Consider the following 22,626-nt stretch of genomic DNA (forward strand, 5'->3'; position numbering starts at 1 on the left):
GTTTCGGCAGTTTTCCGGGAGCAGCCGGCCGCTGAAAATTGACGATTCTGACTGGAGGTCAGAAAATGAAAATCAAGAGCCTTATCCTCGGCTCCGCAGCGGCCCTCCTCGCTGTCTCCGGCGCACGCGCCGCGGACGCGGTGATGGCCCCTGAACCGGAACCCGTGGATTACGTGAGGGTGTGCGACGCCTACGGCGCCGGCTTCTTCTATATCCCGGGCACCGAAACCTGCCTGTCCATCAACGGCTATGTCTGGTTCCAGGTCGGTGCCACCAGCCAGAAAAACGACAATGACTCGCAGGGTTACTATTTCGGCCCAAGCGCAAAAACTCCGGGCTACAATAATGACGGCTGGAACACCGGCAGCCGTGTCCGCATCAACTTCGATGCACGTTCGGAGACCGAGTGGGGCACGCTGCGCGGCTGGATGCGTCTCCAGGCCGACTGGAATCCGTCGGCTGGCAAAACGGGGGGTGCATCCGACGGCGGCGTCGCCATCGACCAGGCCTGGGTGCAGCTCGGCGGGTTCATCGCCGGCTACGGCGAGAGCGCGTGGTTCTACCAGTTCAACAACTCGGCGCTGAACTACGGCTCCTTCTCCTGGGGCGGCCTCTACTATGGCTACCAGGAGCGGTCCTCGATCCGCTACGAGTTCGGCGGCAAGACCGGCCTCTACGGGGTGATCTCGCTGGAAGATCCGGCCGACGAATACAGCTACATGCCTGACGTCGTCGGTCGCATCGGCTACGGCGCGGCCTGGGGCGCGGTTGATCTCGTGGCGGCCTACGACCATGACCGCAATGGCGGGAACGGTGCTCTCGACGACGGCAACAAGAGCGCGATTGCTCTGTCCGCCGGCTTGTTGCTCAATGTACCGTCCATGCCGGGCTCGGCCTTCAAGCTCGTCGGCTATTACAACAGCGCCGACAGCAACTACGGCCCGGGTTCGCCGCTCACGAATACTTGGTTTGGCGGTGGCCAGCCTGAGTACTCGGTCCTCGCCTCGTTCCTCTACCAGGCGACCCCGACCCTCGGCTTGATCGTGTCCGGCCAGTACTTCAGCGATGTCTACGCTGTCGGGACCAAGGACAAAATCGATGACTCAGCGTCCTGGGCGGCTGAAGTGTCGGCCGTGTGGACCCCGGTCAAGAACTTCGAGGTTCGTCCGGAAATCGTCTACACGAAGGCCGATCATTTCGACGGCACCGTGTCCGGTTACCTGCGCTTCACGCGCTACTTCTAAGAAAACGAGACGGCCGGCGGAAATTCCGCCGGCCGTTTCTTACTATTTCGGCGGGCCGGGTCGAATCGAGAGACCCGACCTTCCAAGCGGGGTTGTATTCGGCAGTTTTTTCTGCCTTTCTCGGGCTCTCGAGGGGTCGGGGAGGGGTTGGGGGATGGCCGGTATCGGGCTTGACGGGGAAAGACGTACGTTCATTCGGCGTCTGCGGCTCTAACTGGCCACCCGAAATATGAGCTATTCAGCATTAGCCCTGCTTGAAGATCCGGTTCAATCCGCCGAGGTCTTTACAATTGGCGAACTGGCAGGCCGCTATTCCGACCTCCTCTGGGAAAAAGGAAGGCACAAGGACAATGTGCGATCCTTTCTCGGTGAAATCGACGAGATTTTCGCGGGAAAGCGGTTCGACACCTTCGATCAGCAGATGCTTGATGGCCTGATCGGGACCTTGCGCCGGCGCCACAACAGCAATGCGACCATCAACCGAAAGATGGCCGCACTGAGTAAGCTGCTGCGGAAGGCGCATAAGATGGGTGACGTAATCAGCCTGCCCGAATTCACACGCCAGAAGGAAACCCAGGGGCGGATAAGATTCCTTGAATTTGACGAGGAAGACCGCCTTTTTTCCGCCATCCGTGCCTACTCGGAGGATTACTACCGCCTCTGCGTCTTTCTCGTCGATAGCGGGGCCAGGCTCGGAGAGGCAATCGGCCTGCGCTGGGGCGATATCCACGACGGCAGGGTTACTTTCTGGCTTACCAAGTCGGGAAGGAGCCGATCCGTTCCGTTGACGGGCCGGGCCCTCGAGGCGGTCTCGCAGGCCATGGGACGGGCCGGCGGTCCCTTCCTGGGGATCAGCCAGGCCAAATTCCGCCAGGCCTGGCATGACGCCAGGGCACAGGCCGGCCTCGGCGCGGAGAGCCAGGTCGTTCCCCACTGCCTTCGCCACACTTGTGCCTCGCGCCTGGTTCGCGGCGGCATAGATATAAGGCGCGTGCAGATGTGGCTGGGGCATCAAACCCTGCAGATGACGATGCGCTACGCACATCTCGCGACCCACGACCTCGACGTCTGCGTTTCCGTGCTGGAACAGCGATAACCCGCAGCGACCGGCGGCAATACGCTCCCATCATCCTCGGGCTTGCCCGAAGACCTGCTAATGCTGCCAGATTGGAGCCGGCGCCTTGGTGCCCTCACAAATGTAATCTACCGATTCAAAGCGTGTTCCCCTGCCCTGGAACCGACGCGTGATCGTCACATTTGCCGCCCCATTTCGCCCTTAGGCGGCTTGGCATACGAAAACAGGGCGCAAGCAAGGAATGAAATCTGCATCGGCTCTCGCGGCCGCCGTCGCGATCGGGATCGCTTCGGGCGCCGCGACCGTCCCCGCCGCCGCGCAATGCGGCCGCGCCTCTTGGTATGCGCTTCACAGCCGCACGGCGTCGGGGGAACGTATGAACCCGGCCGCCATGACCGCCGCCCACCGCACGCTGCCCTTCGGCACAAGGGTGCGCGTAACCAACCGCCGCAATGGCAAGGTCGTCATGGTCAGGATCAACGACCGCGGTCCATTCGTGCGAGGACGCGTCCTCGACCTCTCAAGGGCCGCCGCCCGCAAGCTCGGCTTCGTCCATTCAGGGCATACTTCGGTGTGCTTCGCCAGCGCTGAGTGACGGATCGCGGATGAGCCGGTTGGCCGCCGTCGCGGCCATTGCTTCGGCGAGTTCCAGTCCCCAGTTCTCGAGGCAATAGGCGCGGAAGTCGAAGCAGGGCAGGCCGGGGCATACTTCGAATTCGATGAGGTGGACGATATCGTCCGCCTCGACGCGCAGGTCCATGGAGAATACGTCCGCAAGACCGAGACCGCCGATGAGCCGCGCGGCGATGTCACGTATGGCGCGGTCGGCGCGAGGCTGTACGCCGCAGACGGCATGCAGCCGAGGTTCGGAACGGCTTCCCTCTTCCCTCGCCCTGGTTCCGGTCTCGCCATAAAGCGCCATGCTGTCGGCCATGGTCTGGAAGTCCGAGCCGGAATCGACGAAGCAGATCCCAAGCCGTTCCATGCCGGCTCGCGGTTCCACGGAGAGGAAGCTTGCACGGACGTTGCGGCCGTCGACATAAGGCTGCACGATCGCGTCGTCCCGGTAATGGGCGTGGATGCGGCGGGAGAGTTCCAGCGCCCCTGCGGGCGAGGCGCAGCGGGAATCCTCCCAGATGCCGATCTTGGCGCCGAGTCGGTTCGGCTTGACGAAATAGCCGCTGGCCGAAGCGGGCGGAGGAACGATCCACTCGCCGCCGCGTGCAAGCCCGGCCGCCGGCGCCGGCAGCCCGAGCGCCCGCATCACGCTTCCGGCACGAAACTTGTCCTGGCAGAGCGCGGAGACGGAATCGTCCGCCCCAATGGTCGGCAAGCCGTAAAGGCGGGCAAGCGCCGGGGCCGCGCCGCCCCGGAAATAGGCGATGCCGTCGGTCAGCGTCCACACGAGCGTCGTCGCCGGATCGCAATCCTGAAACGAGGCCGGAGCGTCGTCGAGCGCGATAGGCCGGAAGGCGACGCCACGCTCCGCGCAGGCTCGCTCAAGCATTCCGAACTCCGGCTCCATGTCCGTCGATTGCGCCAGATAGGAGGTGATTTCCGAAATGCACGGCTCGACGAAGCCTGCGGCCGCAAGCCTTCGACGACACGCGGCCTCGCTCTCATGAACGAGGATCAGCGTGGGCCGGCCAATTGTCTTCGGCGTCATCGGGAACTCTCTCGTCGGTGTCGGTCGATCCGATCGAGGAACGCCGAACGAGAGAGAATTGCACCATGGCCGGGCAAAGCTAGTTGGAAATCGACCTGGCCAAGACGCCGGTGCGACAGAAACAGGGCTTCGCGGTCGGCGCCCGGAATGTCGTCATGGATATGGCCGTCATGGATCGTATCCGCCGGAAACAGCAGGCCGGCCGCCGCGCAGGACCGGTCGTCCCGACAGATAGGGCAGGGCCTGCGTGGCTGCCGGATCCGGCCGCATAAAAATTGCCGCCTCGGCCGGATGGCCATAGCGCTCGCCGGCAAGATGAAGCATGCCGATATGATCGAAATGGCTGTGCGTGGCGATCGCCACCAGCGGTTTCTCCGGATCGGTGCGCAGGCCATCGAGCGAAGAGCAGAACCCCCAGCCGCCGTCGATCAGGCAGTCGCGGTCAGTATCCTCCAGAAGGTAGAAATAACTCCGTTCGCCGGGCAGCAGCGCCACCTCGGAAAGCCGCTTCACGCAGGGCACGACCTGTTCGACGACGAGACCCCTGACACCGCATTCAAGCGACCGCCATGAGACAGCCTGCGAGTGCGTCACATCACGCCGCCGTCGACGATGATGGTCTGCGCCGTCAGCATGGCGGCGGCGTCTGAGGCGAGGAAGAGGCAGGGGCCGACCATGTCGTGCGGCTGCATCGCCTCCTTCAGGCATTGCCGATCTATATGACCCTTTAGCGTCTCGGGCGTCACCCATAGCGCTTTCTGGCGCTCGGTGATGACCCAGCCCGGCGCCACCGCGTTGACGCGGATGCCATGCGGCCCAAGCGCGCCCGCAAGGCCCTTGGTAAGTCCGATCACGCCGGCCTTGGCGGCGGTGTAGGAGGGCATGCCGCCATGGTTGATCATGAAGGACGTGGAGGTGAAATTGACGATCGCGCCGCGACCGACCTTCTTCATGCCTTCGGCGACGGCCTGCACGGTAAAGAAATGCGGCCTCAGATTGATCGCCTGATTGTGGTCCCAGAATTCCGCGGTGACCTCCGCGATCTCGTGACGGTCGTCGAGCGCGGCGTTGTTGACGAGAACCGTTACAGGGCCATGGGCGGAGGCGGCCTCGTCCACGGCCATGCGCAGCGCCTCGATGTCGCTCAAATCGGCGTGGATGAAAAGCGGGCGCCGGCCGGCATCACGTTCCAGCCGCGCGCACAATGCCTCGCTCGGCTTCTCGGCGATGTCGATGAAGGCGACGTTCGCACCCTGCCGCACAAAGCCTTCGGTCAGCGCGGCGCCGATACCCGAACCGCCGCCGGTGATCAGTACCGAAGCGCCTTCGAGATCGGGGAAACGCGCGGTGGTGGGAGCGGTCATTCCGGCATCGGCCTTTTCGGTATCCTGATCCGATCCGGTCGCAGACACCCTGACGGGACGGGAGAAACGCTCAGGCCGGAACTAGCGGAAGGTCGCCGGCGGCCCGCAGATAGTCAAGGGTGGAGCCTGCATTCGCCGGCTTGCCGAAGAGATAGCCCTGGCCGCCGCCGCAGCCGAACTGCATGAGGCGTTCCGCCTGCCCCTCCTCCTCGATCCCCTCGGCGACCACCTCCATGCCGAGCCCCTCGCACATGGCAAGGATGGCGCGGATGATGTGCTCGGAAGGCTTGTCGTCGAGGACGGAGGAGACGAAGCTCCGATCGATCTTGAGCTTGTCGAAATTGAACTCGCGCAGCCGTCCGAGACTGGACTGGCCGGTGCCGAAATCATCGAGCGAGACGCGAATGCCGACCGATTTCAGATCCTTGACGATTTTCTCGGCGGAAGCGGGATCGGTCATCAGGCCGGTCTCGGTGATCTCGATCTCGAGACGGCGCGGATCGAAGCCCATACGATCGAGAATGGCGAGGATATGCAAGCCGGTATTCTGGTCGACGAGTTGGGAAGGCGAGAGGTTGAAGGACAGGAAGAGGTCGGACGGCCATTTGCGCGCAGCCTCCGTCGCCTTGCGCAGCACGAGCTGGGAAAGCGGCCCGATGATGCCGCGCTCCTCGGCGATGGGGATGAAGACGCCCGGTGGGACGAAGCCCAGATCGCGGTCGGTCCAGCGCGCCAGCGCCTCGAAGCCGATCGTCTTGCGTGTCCTGATATCGACAATCGGCTGGAAATAGGGCTCGACCTCGCCATGGGAAACAGCGCGCCTGAGCGCCTGCTCGATGCGGGTGACGCGCTTTGCCGCCTCTTCCATCTCGTGGGTATAGACGACGACACGCCCCCGCCCCGACTGCTTGGCGTGGTAGAGCGCGGTCTCGGCCTTGTCGACCAGAAGCTCCGTCGTCTCCTCGCCCGAATAGAACAGCGAGCAGCCGACCGACGCCGAAAGGCGCGCGGTACGCTCGCCGAGATCGTAGGGCGCGGAGAGCACTTCGATCAGCATGCGCGCTTTTTCCTCGACAGCGTCCTCGCTGAACACCATCGGATAGAGAAAGGCGAATTCGTCCGGCCCGACGCGGGCAACCGTCGAGTGCTGGTCCATCGCTGCGCGCAGCCGCATGGCCACCTGCAGCAGGATCTCGTCGCCTGCGCCGCGGCCGAACAGGTCGTTGATCGGCTTGAAGCCGTCGAGATCGATGATGCCGATGGCGAAGGGCGCCGGATCATCGGCGCGGTCGCCGATCAGCCTCTCGATCTTGCCGAAAAAGCGCCGCTCGTTGCCGAGGCCAGTCAGCGGATCGGTGAAGGCGAGGTCCGTCTCTCGCCGGTCGTATCCGTTTCCGATCGCAGTCCGCATTTCATTCCCGCCCGTTCATCCCGGCGCGGACCCTGACAGCAAAGCGTTTAGGAAAAGTGTGCAAAGTCTCTCTCCTTCGCGCTATCTTGCACACATGTGCAATCGACGGTCACGGATGGGATCGGCCTCGGATTTGCGCGGCATCACCGCTGGACGACATGGAAGAGCTTCAGCGGCTGATCCGCGGTGGAAGGAAGCGGGACCAGCCAGGCCGGGACCTCCCCTTTCGCCAGGCGAGCCACCAGGCCATCGGGCGCCCGCTTCGCCAGGCTCTCGGTTTCGTCGTTGCCGGGACAGCTTGCCACCACGGTGACGCCGTAGCGGCGCACGATGTCACGGGCTTCGGCGTCCGTTCCGGTAAAGGCATTCAGCGTTGCCAGATCGCCTTCGACATTGCGGTGGTAAGGACCTGCCAGCACGCGCTGTGGCGTATAGCGCAGGATCTGAGCGCCGAGATTGGAGACGGCGAGCACCGTCGCGTGCGGCAGCGCGGAGAGCGCGGCGTAGTCACTCCGCGAGACGCATGACGCTTTCGACGAACCACGGTCGGGCGCCTTGTCGGGAGCGAACAGATGTGCGGCGGATTGAGCGGCCGTACTCCAGACAACGTTGAAGGACACCAGCCACACCGCCAAAAGCCTTACCGCATCGCCTTTGGCCGGACGATCGCCGATGCGTGCCCGCCAGTCGCCCACCCAGGCAGCCAACGGCACGACGGAAAGCGGTATCGAAAAGAACACGCCCCGGACCTGCCAGAAACTGACAAGGATCGCCATGATGAGAAAGGCTCCGAAGACCAGTTCTTCCCGGCCCAGCCCACTCTTGCAAAGCCGTAATCCGAGAACGAATGCGGCGAGAAGAGGCGTGCAGTAATAGGCCGCAGCCATTGCCGGTTGGGCCACGAGCACCTGCCGGATGGATTGGGCTTCCGCGACCGCGTCGAGCCAATAAGCCTTGAGCTTCGGGTCGAGACCGGCATAGGGCGCGGCGATGCATTCAGGGAAGGCGAAAAAGACGAGCGCCGCTACCGCCGCCGCCAGGATCGACAACGACAAGAACCTGCCTCCGAAGCTTGCGCGGCAGGCTGGAACGGAAGCGGCCGCGAACAGGCCACCGCCCGCAAGCGCGGCAATCGACATCTGCGGCAACGTGAAGGCGTCGCAGCGAGGCGCGCCCCAAAGCGATACGGGAACGGTGGCCAGGAAAGACAGAAGCGAAACGATGGCGAAGCCGGCGCCAAAGCCGGCAGCCGGCGATTGCTCCGCATCGCCTTGAAAGAGAAAGGCGATTGCCGCGACCACACCCGCGAGCGCCACATAAGGCGCCGTCTCCATTCCGACCACCAGCGACAGCGCCGCCGCCACGCCGGCGCCGAAACCAGCCAGCCGGCGTCCGCCACCGGACATCAGGAAAAGGATTGCCGCGAGGACGAGGATAAGCTGGACGTTGTGATGGTCAAGCGAAGCGCCCTGGAACAGCGGCAGGTTATAGAGCGCCAGTGCGCCGATGACGACCGCCGGAAGCATGGCCTCGGCATTTCCGAGGCGTCGTACCAGGCGCAGGAGAAGAAACAGCGCCACCGTCATCAACAGAGCGGGATAGACGATCTCGACGATTGTCTCGGCACGTTCCATGCTGCCGGTGACGGCCTTTGCCAGCAAAAGAAGCGCGGCGATCGGCGCGTCGACGAAGCGCGACCAGTGCATAAGGAAGCCGCCTTCCGGCCCCATGCGATATTGATGGAGATCATACCAGCCCTGCCCCGACAGGAAGTCGAGGACCTCGACCATACGCATCAGGCTGTCATTGTCGGCATTCGGGCCGAAAATGCGGGGAAAGCCCTGCACGGCATGCACGAGGACGACCGCGGCGGCGACAAGCAGCGACAGGCCGATGTCCTGCTGCCAATCAGCCCAGCCGCGCCTGCGCAACGCAGCCGCAATATGCCAATCAGACATGTGGTCCTGCCCCATCGCTCACCCGGCCGGCCGAGCTTAGCGGCGCCTTTTCAACAAACGGTAAAGCCACGCCCGGAGGAGCTTCGTTCAACGGGCGCGGCCGGTCTCGGGGAAGACCCACAGGATGGATCCTGCATAGCTTACGGCGCTGGCGCCAAGGACCGTCAACGCCGACATGACGAAAGGTGAGGCGTGGAAGCCGGCCACCGCGATATGGGCAATCAGACCCGAAGCAAGCGCGCAACCTGCCTGGAGCACGAAATAGCGGGGCAACGCATGGCCATGATCATGACCACCGCCAAAGGTCCAGTTTCGCTGCGCCGAATAAGCGGCGACAAATGCGATCGCATATGCGAGCGCGCTCCCGGCAAAGGGCGGCATTCCGCTGGAGACAAAAAGCCAGGACAGGAAAAAGAGCAGGCCGGCCGCGCTCACCCCCACGACCAGGAAACGCAGCGCCGTCAGGCCTCCGAAAAGCCCCCGACGCTGTTTCATTCGACCTTTGCCGGCTGAAGGCTTGTCCTGCCCGGCGCCGCTCCGATCCGGCGGCTGGAAACCGGGATCTCGAGCACGCCGAGCAGGAACGCCGAAAAGAAGAGCTGGAGGCCAATGACGATCAGGCTGAGGCCGAGTATCACGATACGGGGAATCTCCGGTTCGTTCAGCGGCCCGAAGCCGAGTTGCGCCCAACGCGCCAGGGCGTAGCCGAAGAAAAGCCCGCCGCCGCCGAAGATGATCCCGGCGCCGAGCGCCAGACGGTCCGTACTGATATTGCGGATCAGCCAGTCCGACCGGCTGGTTGCCGGCAGGAAGCCGGTGATATGCGCATAATATCGGGAGAGCAGGCCGACCGTCACGAGTTGCACGCCCGAAACCATCATGAAACAGGCCGCCATGAAGGTATTGAGGTCGAGCGAGAGATTATCGACGATGTCCAACGGCCCGAACAGAAGCAAGGACGCGAGCACGAAGCCGACGCCGAACAGCGCCATGCCCGGAATGAAGAACAGCCATTTCGGATTGTGCATCAGCAGGAATTTGAGATGCCGCCAGCCATCCCTCCATGTCCGCAGGTGCGGCGGGCGGCTGCGCCCATCCGGCTTGAGCGTTGTCGGCACCTCCTCGATGCGCAGGCCCTGAAGCGCGCTACGGACAACCATCTCGCTGGCGAATTCCATGCCTGTCGTGTGCAGATCGAGCGAGCGGATGGACACGGCGTTGAACCCGCGCAAACCACAATGGAAATCGCCTGCGTCGATCCTGAACAGGAGCCGCCCGAGCCAACTCAGCACCGGGTTTCCAAGATAACGATGCAGAGCCGGCATGGCATCGCGTTCGATCCCGCCCTTGAAGCGGTTGCCCATGACAAGGTCGGCGCCGGCGCGCAACCGGTCGACGAAAGCTTCCAGCGCGGAGAAATCGTAGCTGTCGTCGGCGTCGCCCATGATGATGTAGCGGCCTCTCGCCCTGGCGATCCCGCCGCGCAGCGCAGCACCATAGCCCTTGTCCGACACCGCGATGACGCGGGCGCCGAGATCGGCGGCAATCTTCTGCGAACCGTCCGTGCTGCCATTGTCGGCGATGAGCACTTCACCCGAAATCCCGTATCCGGCCAGAAAGGCAAGCGCCTTGGTCACGCAAACCGCGATCGTCTCCGCCTCGTTGAGGCAGGGCATCAGGATTGTCAGCTCGATTTCGTCCTGCAGGCTTTCGCGCAAGGGGAAGACGGCGTTCATCTCAGTTCCGGTCCACGCTCCACAGCGGTGCCGGTCCCGCCCGCACCGGCGACGAATTTGACCGAAAAGGCTTAAGATTCTGATGATCCGATCGGGAGAACGGTAACGAATCCGACCTTGGATGCATCCCGCACAAAGCGACGATTGGCAGACAGTCTCGAAATTATGTAGAGCATTCGGCCTGACAAATTGAGGAAAGCCCGATCATGCCACTCAGCGTCGCAATCCAGATGGACCACGTGTCCACCATCCACATCGTCGGCGATACGACCTTCGCGCTGGCGCTGGAAGCTGAGCGCCGCGGCCACCGGCTCTTCCACTACACGCCGGATCGCCTTTCCATGCTGGGCGGCAAGGTCTTTGCGCGGGTGGAGGCGCTTACCGTCGTGGACAGGGCGGAGAAGCACTACGAGCTCGGCGAGCCTGTTCGGACGGACCTCTCGGAGATGGACGTGGTACTGCTCAGGCAGGACCCGCCCTTCGACATGAACTACATCACCACGACGCATATCCTGGAGCGCATCCATCCGGCGACGCTGGTGGTCAACGATCCGGCCTGGGTGAGAAACAGCCCGGAGAAGATATTCGTCACCGAATTCCCCGACCTGATGCCGGAGACGCTGATCACCAAGGACCCGCTCGAGGTGGCGGCCTTCCGCCGCGAGCATGGCGACATCATCATCAAGCCGCTCTACGGCAATGGCGGCGCCGGCGTGTTCCATCTGCTCGAAGCCGACCGCAACCTCGCCTCCCTGCTCGAAATGTTCGGCCAGATGTTCCGCGAGGCCTATATCGTGCAGCGCTACCTGAAGGAGGTGCGCGCCGGCGACAAGCGCATCATCCTCGTCGACGGCGAGCCGGTCGGCGCCATCAACCGCATCCCGGCGGAGCACGATTCGCGCTCCAACATGCATGTCGGCGGGCGCGCCGAGCCGATCGGGATGACGGAGCGCGAGCGCGAAATCTGCGCGCGGATCGGCCCGGCGCTGAAGGAACGCGGCTTTCTTCTCGTCGGCATCGATGTGATCGGCGACTACCTGACGGAGATCAACGTCACCTCGCCGACCGGCATCCGCGAGGTGAAGCGCTTCGGCGGGGCGGATATAGCCGCTCTGTTCTGGAACGCGGTGGAGGAGAAACGCGGCACGCGCTGACGGCGGTCGCGACCGCCTTTGTTCTTTTCCACAACCGGCAACAACCGGATTACAGCTTTTACGATTATTTGTTCCCTGATTGTTCTTGCACCTGATCGCGATCCGTGCTTGTCTGCCCCGTGAAAGGGACACGGAGGGGCAACATGGTTTCGCGGGTGCGCACGGTCGCCTTCCAGGGCATTGAGGCCGTCCCCGTCGACGTGCAGGTGATGGTCGCGCCCGGCAAGGTGGGAATGCAGATCGTCGGCCTGCCGGACAAGGCGGTGGCGGAAAGCCGCGAGCGGGTACAGGCGGCGCTGCATGCGTCCGGCCTGTCGATGCCGGCGAAGAAGGTAACGGTCAACCTGGCGCCGGCCGATCTGCCCAAGGAAGGCAGTCATTACGACCTTCCGATCGCGCTCGGCCTGATGGCGGCGCTCGGCGCCGTGCCGGGCGACGCGCTGGCGGAATATGTCGTGCTGGGCGAGCTTTCTCTGGACGGGACGATCACGCCGGTGGCCGGCGCCCTGCCAGCCGCGATGGGCGCCAACGCCGACGGCAAGGGACTGATCTGTCCGCACGGTTCGGGATCGGAAGCGGCCTGGGCGGGCGAGGAGATCGACATTCTGGCGCCACGCAGCCTGATCGCCATCGCCAACCATTTCCGCGGCACGCAGGTGCTGAAGCGGCCGGAGGCGCGCATCCGGCCCGCGGCAGGGGCGTTACCCGATCTGGCCGACATCAAGGGGCAAGAGAGCGCCAAGCGAGCCCTGGAGGTGGCGGCAGCCGGCGGGCACAATTTGCTGATGGTCGGGCCGCCCGGCGCCGGCAAATCGATGCTGGCCCAGCGCCTGCCGTCGATCCTGCCGCCGCTCTCAGCGCGCGAGCTGCTCGAAATCTCCATGATCGCGTCGATGGCGGGCGAACTGGCCGGCGGCCAGCTTTCCGACCGGCGGCCGTTCCGCTCGCCGCATCATTCCGCCTCCATGGCGGCAATGGTTGGCGGAGGCTTGAGGGTGCGGCCGGGCGAGGTCTCGCTGGCGCATAACGGCGTGCTGTTCCTCGACGAACTGCCGGAATTCACGCCCCAGGTGCTCGATTCGCTGCGCCAGCCGCTTGAATCGGGCGAATGCGTCATCGCCCGGGCCAACCACCGTGTCACCTATCCGGCGCGCATCCAGCTTATTGCCGCAATGAATCCGTGCCGATGCGGGATGGCGGGAGAGCCCGGCTATCGCTGCGCGCGCGGACCGCGCTGCCAGAGCGACTATCAGGCGCGCATCTCAGGTCCACTGCTCGACCGCATCGACCTCAGGGTCGACGTGCCCGCTATCTCCGCGAGCGACCTCATCCGGCCAGCGAAGTCGGAGCCGTCGAGCGCGGTTGCGGAACGTGTCGCACGAGCGCGCACCATTCAGACGGAGCGTTTCGCCGCGCTCGGTCCGGCCGGCGCCATGACCAACGCGCATTGCGCGACGAAGCTGATCGAGGAGATCGCGGCGCCGGACGCGGCGGGCGCAGCGCTGCTCTATGATGCGAGTGAAAAACTCGGCTTCTCCGCGCGCGCCTATCACCGCGTGCTACGTGTCGCGCGCACACTCGCCGATCTCGACGGCGAGGCGAAGGTCGGACGCATCCATCTGGCGGAGGCGATCTCGTACCGCGTACCGGGCGAGAGGCTGGCGCAAGCGGCATAGGCTTTGAAGCGTCGACCGCGCCGGGTTTTCGTGGCTCGGCGGAACCGGATTTCGACCGACCCGGTACGAGACAGGCGGTTCGGGCAGGAAACGGGATGCGCCATGCCGCCGCCTTGTCGTATCAAGGGCGCGGCAACCGGCAATCACGAAAGATTTTGCGCATGACCGTCCTTTATCTTCTCACCGCGCTCGGCCTCGGCGCGATCATTTCCATGCAACCGGCCATCAATGCCCAGATGGCGGTCAGGCTGGGAAGTCCGCTGGCGGCCGCCACCTGCTCGATCGTCATCAGCCTTGCGATGATCGTCGTCGCTTGGACGGCGTTCGGCCGCGTGCCCATAAGCTGGTCAAAGCTTGCCTCGCTGCCGTGGTGGGTTCTTATCGGCGGGGCGGCCGGGGCGCTCTTTGTCCTCGGAGGCATCATGGCTGCGCCGAAGCTGGGCGTGGCCGCCTTCTTCACCTGCATCGTACTGGGGCAGGTCGTCGGCTCGGCGATCCTCGATCAGTTCGGCGCATTCGGCCTAGACGCGCAGCCGATCAGTTGGACCAGGGCGGTGGGAATACTGCTGGTCGTCGCGGGCGCGGCGATGACCCAGGCGCAAAGCTGGCTGGGATCATAGCGTCGGCCGATAACGGGCCGATTTCCGTCGCCACCCAAATTCACCGGAGTGGCGCCACGGAGCTTAACGCGACAGAGGACGATCGCGGAAACACCGACGCCGGCTACTTCACCGCGCTGACCAGCATGCTGTCGCCGGAGCGGATGCTTACCCAATGGCCGGTGTTGTCCTCGGCCTGGCGCTTCAGGTAGCGGTAGGGCGTGCGCGTCCACAGCTTCACCTCCTGGCTCAGATTGTCCAGGATGAAATCGCCCTTGTCGGTGCGCACGGTCAGTACGGCATGCCCCTCGCCATCCGGCTTGCGCACGACGGTGATGAGCAGATCGGCCAGCGAAAAGCCGACGCGGGCAAGGTCGCGGCGCTTTTCCAGGACATAGTCCTCGCAATCGCCGACGCCCCTGTCGGGATAGGCCCAGACCTCGTCCTTGCCATAGACATCGAGGTCGCTCATCGGCTTCACGGCGCTGTTGACGTGATCGTTGACGTCGACGATCGCGTTCCAGGCGGCCTTGGTCAGGTGAGCCGGCCGCAAATCGCGTGGGTGGATGTTGCATTCGCCGGGATTGACCTTGCAGAATTCGTAATGGCCGATAGGCTGTGAGGTCAGCCCGCCCGTCGCCATATAGGCGCTGGCCACCGCGTCGTTCGCGCCCCAGCCCATCGCGAGGATGCCGACCAGAACGGCGCTGCGCAGCACCGCACTTCCTCCGACCTTCCCGGTTTTCATCGGAACCATTCCCGCCGCCACTTTTTATTTCTTAATGAAACGTTAAGTGCGCGGGCTGGCCGGAGTCAATCAAGCTTTTAGGCTAGCTCGATTATTGGTTAGCGGGCGTGGTAAAAATGCAAGCATGGCGCCAGGACGCTACGGCCCGGCGCCGGGTTTTTTGGAGACATGCGTTGGCCAGGCACCTCAACGCGAGGAGGAACTCACCAGCCTCGGTCCGGAAGCCGCACGCTTGCGACCGCTATTGGCATTTATGAAATCGACGATGCGCGGCACGATCTCGGCCCGGAAGCGGGAGCCGTTGAAGACGCCGTAGTGGCCGACCTTCTTCTGCATGTAGTGCTCGCGCATGCTGTCGGGAATATTGGGCGCCAGCCGATGCGCGGCCTTGGTCTGCCCGAGGCCGGAGATGTCGTCGTTCTCGCCCTCGACGGTCAGGAGCGCAACGTTGCGGATCGCCGCCGGATCAACCGGTTCGGCCCGGTGCATCATCTTACCGAGCGGCAAATGGTGCTCGATGAAGACGGTCTCGACCGTCTGCAGGTAGAATTCAGCCGTCAGATCCATCACCGCCAGATATTCGTCGTAGAACTCGCGGTGCTTCTCGGCCGAATCGCCGTCGTCCTTCACCAGATGCATGAAGAAGTCCTTGTGGGCGATGATGTGCCGGTCAAGATTCATGCTCATGAAGCCGGAAAGCTGGAGGAAGCCCGGATAGACCTCGCGCATGAAGCCCGGATGCGGCCACGGCACCTGCATGACTACATTGTCGCGGAACCATTCGATGCCGTGGGCCTCGGCAAGCTGGTTGACCGCAGTCGGGTTGGAGCGCGTGTCGATCGGCCCACCCATCAGAACCATGGAGGCCGGAGCGAAACGGTCGCCGCGCGCCTCCATCAGCGCCGACGCCGCGAAGACCGGCACGGAAGGCTGGCAGACCGCCATCACATGCGTGCCCTCGCCCAGCGCATGCAGCATCTCGATGACGTATTCGATATAATCGTCGAGGTCGAAATGCCCCTTGGCAAGCGGCACCATGCGCGCGTCGGCCCAGTCGGTGATGTAGACATCGGCATGAGGCATCATGGCCTCGACCGTGCCGCGCAGGAGCGTCGCGTAATGGCCGGAAATAGGCGCGACCATCAGAAGCTTCGGCTCGGCCGGACGGCGGGCGCCGTGCTTCTCGAAATGCATAAGGTTGCAGAAGGGCCGCGACCAGACGGTCTTTTCGACGACGGGAACCTCCTTGCCGTCGATTTCCGTCGAGGCGATGCCGAATTCCGGCTTGCCGTAACGGCGCGTCGTGCGCTCGAAAAGCTCGGCAGTGGCGGCTACCGAACGGCCCCACATTGTCTTCGACAGCGGGTTCAGCGGATTGGAATAGAAGAAGCGGACGGCGTCGGCGTATACACGAAACGGCTGCAGGGCCGCGTGATTCATTTCATAGAGCTGATAAAACATTAAAGTCCCGTCTCCGAGGCCGGCCTGAAAGAGCCATGCCGGTCCGGGCTAATGTTGCTGTGCATACAAAACTAGCAGCGTTTCGCTGCAGCGCAATACGTGACGCACCGTGACTTTTGGCGAATATGTGGATGAATTATGGTTAACGGAACCTTATTCCGCTGCGTCAGCGCCGGTTTTCGGTCGTCCGGCGCTGTTTTTTCATGCGCCGCGGCGAATCAGGCGCCTTCGACCAGAACCATCTCGGCATCGGCAACGGTAACGCGGATCGCCTTGGCTGCCTGATACTCGGGCGAGTTGTAGCAATCCCTCGCCGCCTGGATGGTGGGGAACTCGATCACGACGTTGCGCGCACGCGCCTTGCCTTCCATCGCCTCATGCGCCCCGCCGCGCACGAGGAAATTAGCGCCGTATTTCTCGAAAGCGGGTTTCGCGGTCGCAACATAATCCTTGTAGCGCTCCGGGTCGCGGACATCGACGCGCGCGATCCAATATCCCTTGGCCATCTTCACTCCTTCAGGCGTTCTGCATCTCGGCGAGAATAGAAAGCGCGGCCTTTCTCCTGTCAACCGCGCCGAGGATCGGGCGGGCGACGACAAGGTGGCTTGCGCCGGCGCGGATGGCGTCGGCCGGTGTCGTGACGCGCTTCTGGTCGCCATGGGCGGCGCCGGCCGGGCGGATGCCCGGCGTCACCACCGCCATGTCGGCGCCGACGATGCCGCGCACGGCTTTAACCTCCGCCGCCGAGCAGACGATGCCGCCTACGCCCGCCTCGCGCGCCTGCCCGGCGCGGCGCACCACCAGCGCGGCCGGATCGTCGCGATAGCCGGCCTCTTCCATGTCGCGCGCGTCCATGGAGGTCAGCACGCTAACGGCGAGGATCGTCAGGCCCGAGCCTTTCGCTGCCTCCGCCGCGGCGCGCATGACGCGCGGATAGGCGTGCACGGTCAGCATCGACATACCCATGCTCGCGATCGACTCCACCCCTTTGGCGACCGTGTTGTCGATGTCGAGCAGTTTCATGTCGAGGAAGACCTTCGTGCCGCCGCTCGCCAGTTCGCGGGCGAAGTCGAGCCCACCGGCGAAGGCAAGCTGGTAGCCGATCTTGTAGAAGCCGGCCGCTCCATCCAGTTCGCGCACGATTTCCTCCGCCTCGGCGACGGTCGATACGTCGAGCCCCACGATCAGCTTTTCCTTCATGACAGGCACGGCAGCGTTCATGGTTCCACCCTCGTTGACAGCATCAGCGCGCGCTCGATCAGCGTCCGGCACACGGTTTCCATGGATTGGCGGAGGCGCTCGTCGCGGAAGCCGCCCTCCTCGTCGAAGGCCTCGCTGGCGCGCGGGACCGAGCATTGCGGCGTGACGATCTCGGCGCGGCAGGCCATCAGCACCGAGCGCAGATGGTAGAGGCCGCGGGCGCCGCCGAAGCCGCCGTCGGAAGAGGAGCAGAGGCCGAAGGCCTTGCCGGAAAGCGGCGCGAAAGCGCGCCCGTTGTCGCGGCGAATGCGGCTCACCCAATCGAGGCTGTTCTTGAGAAGCGGCGGGATCGAGGAATTATATTCGGGGCTGGCGATCAGCACGCCGTCATGCGCGGCGATCATGCGGCCGAGCCGCATGGCGCTTTCCGGGACGCCTTTCTCGCGCTCCAGATCCTGATCCATGATCGGCAGAGGATAGTCCGCGAGCGAAATACGGGTGATGTCGGCGCCCTGAAGCGCCAGTTCCTTCATTGCCGCGTCGGCCGTCCGGACGGAAAAGGCGCCGGTGCGGATCGAGCCGGCGAAGACCAGTATCTTGGGAACCATCGCTATCCGTCCGCGAACGTCAACGCGGCCGGTATAAGCAATACGCTCAGCGAATCAATTCCTCGCCTTCACGCGACGATGGGGAAAGCCGGGAAACTTCCTGTGCCGCGCCGGAGCCACGCCGCGCCGATAGACCCAAAGCTGGGTCGGCGGGACATTACGGAGGACGAAATCCAGATGCGAAACAACGTAGTTTCCGCGTCCCGGCGGCACCGGCGACAGCGGCCCGTAGGTAAGCTGCACGATCGGCCGGCCCTCCGGAAGCCGGTCCAGAATGCCCTCGATATAGGCAATGCGCCGGGCCACCGGGAAATTCAGAAGCGGTACACCGGAAACCACGGCATCGAACTTCAGGTCGCGGAAGGCGCCCAGCGTCTTGTCGAGATCGAAGGCATCCCCCTGGATAACGTTCACATCGGGGAACTCCATCTTGAGGAAATCGACGAAATCCTCGGAATATTCGACCGTATAGAGGTTTTCCGGGGGAATGCCGCGTTCGAGGATCGCGCGGGTGATGACGCCCGTACCAGGGCCGAGTTCGAGGACGGGAAGGCCGGAAGACGGGTCGATCACAGAGGCCATACGGCGCGCGGTGATCGAACTGGTCGGCATGATGGCGCCGACCGCCTTCGGCTTGTCGAGCCACCCCTTGAAGAACCGCAACTCATCATCGAACTTGCCGGCGATCTGCCGCAGGCCGCTTCCCACCGTCATATGCGCATCCCTTCGCGACTCAACAGCCCCGCGCCGCAATCCATATAATATATGTCGAAATCAGGACGATGCCCCGTTTTTTCTATTCACTGAAAGATTCGAAAAAATCCTTCATGCGGCTGAAGAAACCGCTGGACTGGGGGCTGTTCTCCTTGGAGGAGAGCTGTTCGAACTCCTCGAGCAGCTCGCGCTGGCGCCGGCTCAGGTTCTGCGGCGTCTCGACCGCGACCTGGATATAGAGATCGCCCATCTGCGACTGGCGCAGCACCGGCATGCCCTTGCCCTTCAGGCGGAACTGGCGGTCATGCTCCGTGCCCTCGGGAACCTTGACCCGCGTCTGCGTGCCATCGAGCGTGGCGACCTCGAAGGAACCGCCGAGCGCCGCCGTCGTCATCGAGATGGGGACACGGCAATAAAGGTCCGCGCCGTCACGCTGGAAGAATTCGTGCGGCTTGACCGACAGGAAGATGTAGAGATCGCCGGAGGGACCGCCCCGCACGCCCGCTTCGCCTTCGCCGGCAAGCCGGATACGCGTGCCGTCCTCGATGCCGGCCGGAATGTTGACCGAAAGCGAACGCTCCTCCGTCACGCGGCCGTTGCCGGCGCATTTCGGGCAGGGGTCCTTGATCGTCTGGCCGCGCCCCTGGCATTGCGGGCAGGTGCGTTCGATCGAGAAGAAGCCCTGGGCGGCGCGGACGCGGCCCGAGCCCGAACAGAGCGGACAGGTAGAAGGCTGCGTGCCGGGCTTGGCGCCCGAACCCGAACATTCGGAACATTGCACCGAGGTCGGCACACGAATCTGCGCAGTCTTGCCGGAATAGGCTTCCTCCAGCGATATCTCCATATTGTAGCGCAAATCGGCGCCGCGCTCGCGGCCGCCCGAGGAGCGGCGCTGGCGCCCGCCCATCATCTCGCCGAAGATGTCCTCGAAGATATCGGCAAAGCCGCCTGCCGCGAAGCCGTTCGCCGCGCCGCGACCCATGCCGCCATTCTCGAACGCGGCATGGCCGAAACGGTCATATGCGGCGCGCTTCTGCGGGTCCTTCAGGACCTCGTAGGCCTGGTTGATTTCCTTGAACTTGTGCTCGCAGGCCTCGTCGCCCGGATTGCGGTCCGGGTGGAACTGCATGGCGAGCTTGCGAAAGGCCGCTTTCAGTTCCTTCTCGCCGCATCCTTTGGAAACGCCGAGTGTTTCGTAAAAGTCAGCCTGCATTTGGTATTGCCCGCTTCCTCATCGCTGCCGGCGCCTGTTTCGGTTCTCGCTCCGGCGTTTAGCCCCGATTTAGTAAGCCGGGAGTCGAAATGCCATAATTGCAGACATTTGCGGAGTTATTTTTGGTGGTTGCCGGTGGATTTCCCCTGGTCGACGCATGATGTCCACGATCCTGTGGCCGAAACAATGGGAAATCAGGCTACGCACTCCCGCCATGTGAAAAGAGCCCGGCGCGGGCCGGGCTCTCGATTTACGTTCCTTCGGGCGATCAGGCCGACTTCTTGTTCTCGTCGTCGTTGATCTCTTCGAAGTCGGCGTCGACCACGTCGTCGCCGGAAGCCTTGGCATCCGCCTCGGCGTCGGCGTTCGCCGCTTCGGCCTGCTGGGCTTCGTACATGGCCTGGCCGAGTTTCATCGACACTTCGGCCAGCGTCTGCGTCTTGGCCGTGATGTCGTCGACGTCTTCGCCTTCGGCGGCGGACTTCAGGCCGGCGATGGCGTCCTCGATGGCCTTGCGGTCATCGGCGGAAACCTTGTCGCCATAATCCTTGAGCGACTTCTCCGACGAATGGGCGAGCGCTTCGGCCTGGTTCCTGGCCTCGACCAGCGCGCGCCGCTTCTTGTCGGCGTCGGCATTGGCCTCGGCGTCCTTGACCATCTTCTCGATGTCGACGTCGCTCAGGCCCCCGGATGCCTGGATGCGGATCTGGTGTTCCTTGCCGGTGCCCTTGTCCTTGGCCGAGACGTTGACGATGCCGTTGGCGTCGATGTCGAAAGTGACCTCGATCTGCGGCACGCCGCGCGGGGCCGGCGGGATGCCGACCAGATCGAACTGGCCGAGCAGCTTGTTGTCGGCCGCCATTTCGCGCTCGCCCTGGAAGACGCGGATCGTCACGGCCGACTGCGAATCCTCGGCGGTGGAGAAGGTCTGCGACTTCTTGGTCGGGATCGTCGTATTACGCTCGATGAGGCGCGTGAACACACCACCCAGCGTCTCGATGCCGAGCGACAGCGGCGTCACGTCGAGAAGCAGAACATCCTTGACGTCGCCCTGCAGCACGCCGGCCTGGATCGCCGCGCCGAGCGCCACGACCTCGTCCGGATTGACGCCCTTGTGCGGCTCCTTGCCGAAGAAGTTCTTCACCACTTCCTGGACCTTCGGCATGCGGGTCTGACCGCCGACGAGCACGACCTCGTCGATCTCGCCAGCCTTGACGCCGGCATCCTTGAGCGCGGCCTTGCACGGCTCGATCGTACGCTGGACGAGATCGTCCACCAACTGCTCGAACTTGGCGCGGGTGAGCTTCATCGTCAGGTGCTTCGGACCCGACTGGTCGGCAGTGATGAAGGGCAGGTTGATTTCGGTCTGGGCCGCGGACGACAGCTCGATCTTGGCCTTCTCGGCGGCTTCCTTCAGCCGCTGGAGCGCCAGCTTGTCGTTCTTCAGATCGATGCCCTGTTCCTTCTTGAACTCGTCGGCCAGGTAGCCGACCAGACGCATGTCGAAATCCTCGCCGCCGAGGAAGGTGTCGCCATTGGTCGACTTCACCTCGAACACGCCGTCGCCGATCTCGAGGATCGAGATATCGAAGGTGCCGCCGCCAAGGTCGTAGACGGCGATGGTGCCGGCCTTCTTCTTGTCGAGGCCATAGGCGAGCGCGGCCGCGGTCGGCTCGTTGATGATGCGCAACACCTCGAGGCCCGCGATCTTGCCGGCATCCTTGGTCGCCTGGCGCTGGGCGTCGTTGAAATAGGCGGGAACGGTGATGACGGCCTTCTCGACCTTCTCGCCGAGATAGCTCTCAGCCGTCTCCTTCATCTTCTGGAGGATGAAGGCCGAAATCTGCGAGGGGGAATATTTCTTGCCGGACGCCTCGACCCAGGCGTCGCCATTGTCGGCCTTGACGATATGATAGGGGACAAGCTTCTTGTCCTTGTCGGTCACCGGATCGTCAAAACGACGGCCGATCAAACGCTTCACAGCGAAAACGGTGCCCTCGGGGTTGGTGACGGCCTGGCGCTTGGCCGGCTGGCCGACGAGGCGTTCGTCCGAATCCGTGAACGCGACGATCGACGGCGTCGTGCGCGCGCCCTCCGCGTTCTCGATAACTTTGGCGTCCTTGCCGTCCATGACGGCGACGCAGGAATTGGTCGTTCCGAGGTCGATGCCGATTACTTTTGCCATTTGATTTCTCTCCGCTAAGCAGGCCGCCGGTGGACCCGTTAAAGGCGTTCCGATGACGGCCCCTGTTCACAAGAAATTCCGTCCGCCATGGGCATGCACCCATAGCGGCCGGTGTCGCGGCGTATATAAGAACCGGCACAAAAGCGTGCAAGCGGCTTCACCCGATGAATTGCAGCGGGAAGCCCGGCAAACGGCCACATTCCCCTTTGCAGCCGGCGCGCATATGACAGCGGCAGATTCGGAAACGAGGCGATTCAGCGATGGGCAGGTTCTTCATCTTCGCTGGCGGACTTGCAGGTGCGGCCGGTGTAGCGCTTTCGGCGGCGGCCGCGCATGGGGGCGGGCACGACATCGGCATCGCCGCGTCTTTCCTCCTCATGCATGCGCCCGCCCTCCTCGCGATCGGTTTCTTCGGTCGCGGGCGCGTCTTGACGGCGGGCGGCGCGATCCTGCTCGCCGGGCTGCTGGTCTTCTGCGGCGATCTGGCGATGCGCGATTTTTCCGGCTACCGGCTTTTCTCGATGGCCGCGCCCACCGGCGGTACGATGATGATCCTCGGCTGGCTCGTCATCGCAGCTTCGGCTTTCACGAAGCGCCAAGGCCGGGGAGGTTAG

General features: G+C 63.8%; 21 protein-coding genes and 1 pseudogene. 7 read left to right on the forward strand and 15 right to left on the reverse strand.

What is annotated here, in order from left to right; genetic code table 11:
- Window positions 1-65 precede the first annotated feature (65 nt).
- From RBH77_RS00430 to RBH77_RS00440, 3 genes and pseudogenes are all read left to right on the forward strand, one after another.
- Window positions 66-1,244, forward strand: coding sequence for a porin (locus RBH77_RS00430; protein WP_311030154.1), 1,179 nt, complete (start codon window positions 66-68; stop codon window positions 1,242-1,244).
- Window positions 1,245-1,521: 277 nt separating this feature from the next.
- Window positions 1,522-2,340 (forward strand): annotated as a pseudogene (locus RBH77_RS00435) (tyrosine-type recombinase/integrase); the annotation flags it as partial.
- 220 nt (window positions 2,341-2,560) lie between these two features.
- Window positions 2,561-2,914 (forward strand): septal ring lytic transglycosylase RlpA family protein, encoded by a 354-nt coding sequence (locus tag RBH77_RS00440; RefSeq protein WP_311030155.1) that lies wholly within the window; start codon window positions 2,561-2,563, stop codon window positions 2,912-2,914.
- Here RBH77_RS00440 and RBH77_RS00445 read toward each other — a convergent pair.
- From RBH77_RS00445 to RBH77_RS00475, 7 genes are all read right to left on the reverse strand, one after another.
- Window positions 2,876-3,985, reverse strand: a complete 1,110-nt coding sequence (locus RBH77_RS00445) for a D-alanine--D-alanine ligase family protein (RefSeq protein WP_311030156.1) — start codon at window positions 3,983-3,985, stop codon at window positions 2,876-2,878. The two genes, RBH77_RS00440 and RBH77_RS00445, sit on opposite strands and share 39 nt — an antisense overlap.
- Window positions 3,986-4,153: 168 nt before the next feature.
- Entirely contained in the window at window positions 4,154-4,579 is a 426-nt protein-coding gene (locus tag RBH77_RS00450) for an MBL fold metallo-hydrolase (protein ID WP_311030157.1), read from the reverse strand.
- On the reverse strand, window positions 4,576-5,349 hold the full coding sequence (locus RBH77_RS00455) for an SDR family NAD(P)-dependent oxidoreductase (RefSeq protein ID WP_311030158.1): 774 nt from the start codon (window positions 5,347-5,349) through the stop codon (window positions 4,576-4,578). The genes RBH77_RS00450 and RBH77_RS00455 overlap by 4 nt, the downstream gene beginning before the upstream one ends.
- 70 nt (window positions 5,350-5,419) lie before the next feature.
- Window positions 5,420-6,760, reverse strand: a complete 1,341-nt coding sequence (locus RBH77_RS00460) for a putative bifunctional diguanylate cyclase/phosphodiesterase (protein WP_311030160.1) — start codon at window positions 6,758-6,760, stop codon at window positions 5,420-5,422.
- Window positions 6,761-6,903: 143 nt separating this feature from the next.
- Window positions 6,904-8,718, reverse strand: coding sequence for a GtrA family protein (locus RBH77_RS00465; RefSeq protein WP_311030161.1), 1,815 nt, complete (start codon window positions 8,716-8,718; stop codon window positions 6,904-6,906).
- An 87-nt stretch (window positions 8,719-8,805) separates the two neighbouring features.
- Window positions 8,806-9,213, reverse strand: coding sequence for a GtrA family protein (locus tag RBH77_RS00470; protein WP_311030162.1), 408 nt, complete (start codon window positions 9,211-9,213; stop codon window positions 8,806-8,808).
- Window positions 9,210-10,454, reverse strand: coding sequence for a glycosyltransferase family 2 protein (locus tag RBH77_RS00475; protein ID WP_311030163.1), 1,245 nt, complete (start codon window positions 10,452-10,454; stop codon window positions 9,210-9,212). Before RBH77_RS00475 ends, RBH77_RS00470 begins: the two co-directional genes overlap by 4 nt.
- A 206-nt stretch (window positions 10,455-10,660) precedes the next feature.
- Between RBH77_RS00475 and gshB the strand changes: the two genes are divergently transcribed.
- The 3 genes from gshB (at window position 10,661) to RBH77_RS00490 (ending at window position 13,904) form a co-directional block, all read left to right on the forward strand.
- On the forward strand, window positions 10,661-11,608 hold the full coding sequence (gshB, locus tag RBH77_RS00480) for a glutathione synthase (protein WP_311030164.1): 948 nt from the start codon (window positions 10,661-10,663) through the stop codon (window positions 11,606-11,608).
- A gap of 143 nt (window positions 11,609-11,751) precedes the next feature.
- Entirely contained in the window at window positions 11,752-13,284 is a 1,533-nt protein-coding gene (locus tag RBH77_RS00485; RefSeq protein ID WP_311030165.1) for a YifB family Mg chelatase-like AAA ATPase, read from the forward strand.
- A 161-nt stretch (window positions 13,285-13,445) separates the two neighbouring features.
- Window positions 13,446-13,904: a DMT family transporter gene (locus RBH77_RS00490; RefSeq protein ID WP_311030166.1), complete on the forward strand. Its 459-nt coding sequence runs from the start codon at window positions 13,446-13,448 to the stop codon at window positions 13,902-13,904.
- A 103-nt stretch (window positions 13,905-14,007) separates the two neighbouring features.
- Here the strand turns inward: RBH77_RS00490 and RBH77_RS00495 are convergent, their stop codons facing one another.
- The 8 genes from RBH77_RS00495 to dnaK all read right to left on the reverse strand — a co-directional run bounded on the left by RBH77_RS00495 (window position 14,008) and on the right by dnaK (window position 22,012).
- Window positions 14,008-14,631, reverse strand: a complete 624-nt coding sequence (locus RBH77_RS00495; protein ID WP_311030167.1) for a transglutaminase-like cysteine peptidase — start codon at window positions 14,629-14,631, stop codon at window positions 14,008-14,010.
- Between the two features lie 186 nt (window positions 14,632-14,817).
- Window positions 14,818-16,092, reverse strand: a complete 1,275-nt coding sequence (locus tag RBH77_RS00500; RefSeq protein WP_311030168.1) for a polyhydroxyalkanoate depolymerase — start codon at window positions 16,090-16,092, stop codon at window positions 14,818-14,820.
- 218 nt (window positions 16,093-16,310) lie between these two features.
- Window positions 16,311-16,598, reverse strand: coding sequence for a DUF1330 domain-containing protein (locus RBH77_RS00505; RefSeq protein WP_311030169.1), 288 nt, complete (start codon window positions 16,596-16,598; stop codon window positions 16,311-16,313).
- A 10-nt stretch (window positions 16,599-16,608) separates the two neighbouring features.
- Window positions 16,609-17,313, reverse strand: coding sequence for an orotidine-5'-phosphate decarboxylase (gene pyrF, locus RBH77_RS00510; RefSeq protein WP_311030170.1), 705 nt, complete (start codon window positions 17,311-17,313; stop codon window positions 16,609-16,611).
- Window positions 17,310-17,900, reverse strand: a complete 591-nt coding sequence (locus tag RBH77_RS00515; protein ID WP_311030171.1) for an NADPH-dependent FMN reductase — start codon at window positions 17,898-17,900, stop codon at window positions 17,310-17,312. Before RBH77_RS00515 ends, pyrF begins: the two co-directional genes overlap by 4 nt.
- A 54-nt stretch (window positions 17,901-17,954) precedes the next feature.
- Window positions 17,955-18,614 carry a phospholipid N-methyltransferase PmtA gene (gene pmtA, locus RBH77_RS00520; RefSeq protein WP_311030172.1) on the reverse strand — a complete coding sequence of 220 codons (660 nt, stop codon included), beginning with the start codon at window positions 18,612-18,614 and terminating at the stop codon, window positions 17,955-17,957.
- An 82-nt stretch (window positions 18,615-18,696) separates the two neighbouring features.
- Window positions 18,697-19,827 carry a molecular chaperone DnaJ gene (gene dnaJ, locus RBH77_RS00525; RefSeq protein WP_311030173.1) on the reverse strand — a complete coding sequence of 377 codons (1,131 nt, stop codon included), beginning with the start codon at window positions 19,825-19,827 and terminating at the stop codon, window positions 18,697-18,699.
- Window positions 19,828-20,095: 268 nt separating this feature from the next.
- Window positions 20,096-22,012, reverse strand: coding sequence for a molecular chaperone DnaK (gene dnaK / locus RBH77_RS00530; RefSeq protein WP_311030174.1), 1,917 nt, complete (start codon window positions 22,010-22,012; stop codon window positions 20,096-20,098).
- A 260-nt stretch (window positions 22,013-22,272) separates the two neighbouring features.
- On the opposite strand from dnaK, the gene RBH77_RS00535 reads away from it, so the two are divergent.
- Complete coding sequence (locus RBH77_RS00535; RefSeq protein WP_311030175.1) at window positions 22,273-22,626, forward strand: DUF423 domain-containing protein; 354 nt, start codon at window positions 22,273-22,275, stop codon at window positions 22,624-22,626.

This window comes from Mesorhizobium koreense (assembly GCF_031656215.1).
Classification (GTDB): Bacteria; Pseudomonadota; Alphaproteobacteria; order Rhizobiales; family Rhizobiaceae; genus Mesorhizobium_L; species Mesorhizobium_L koreense.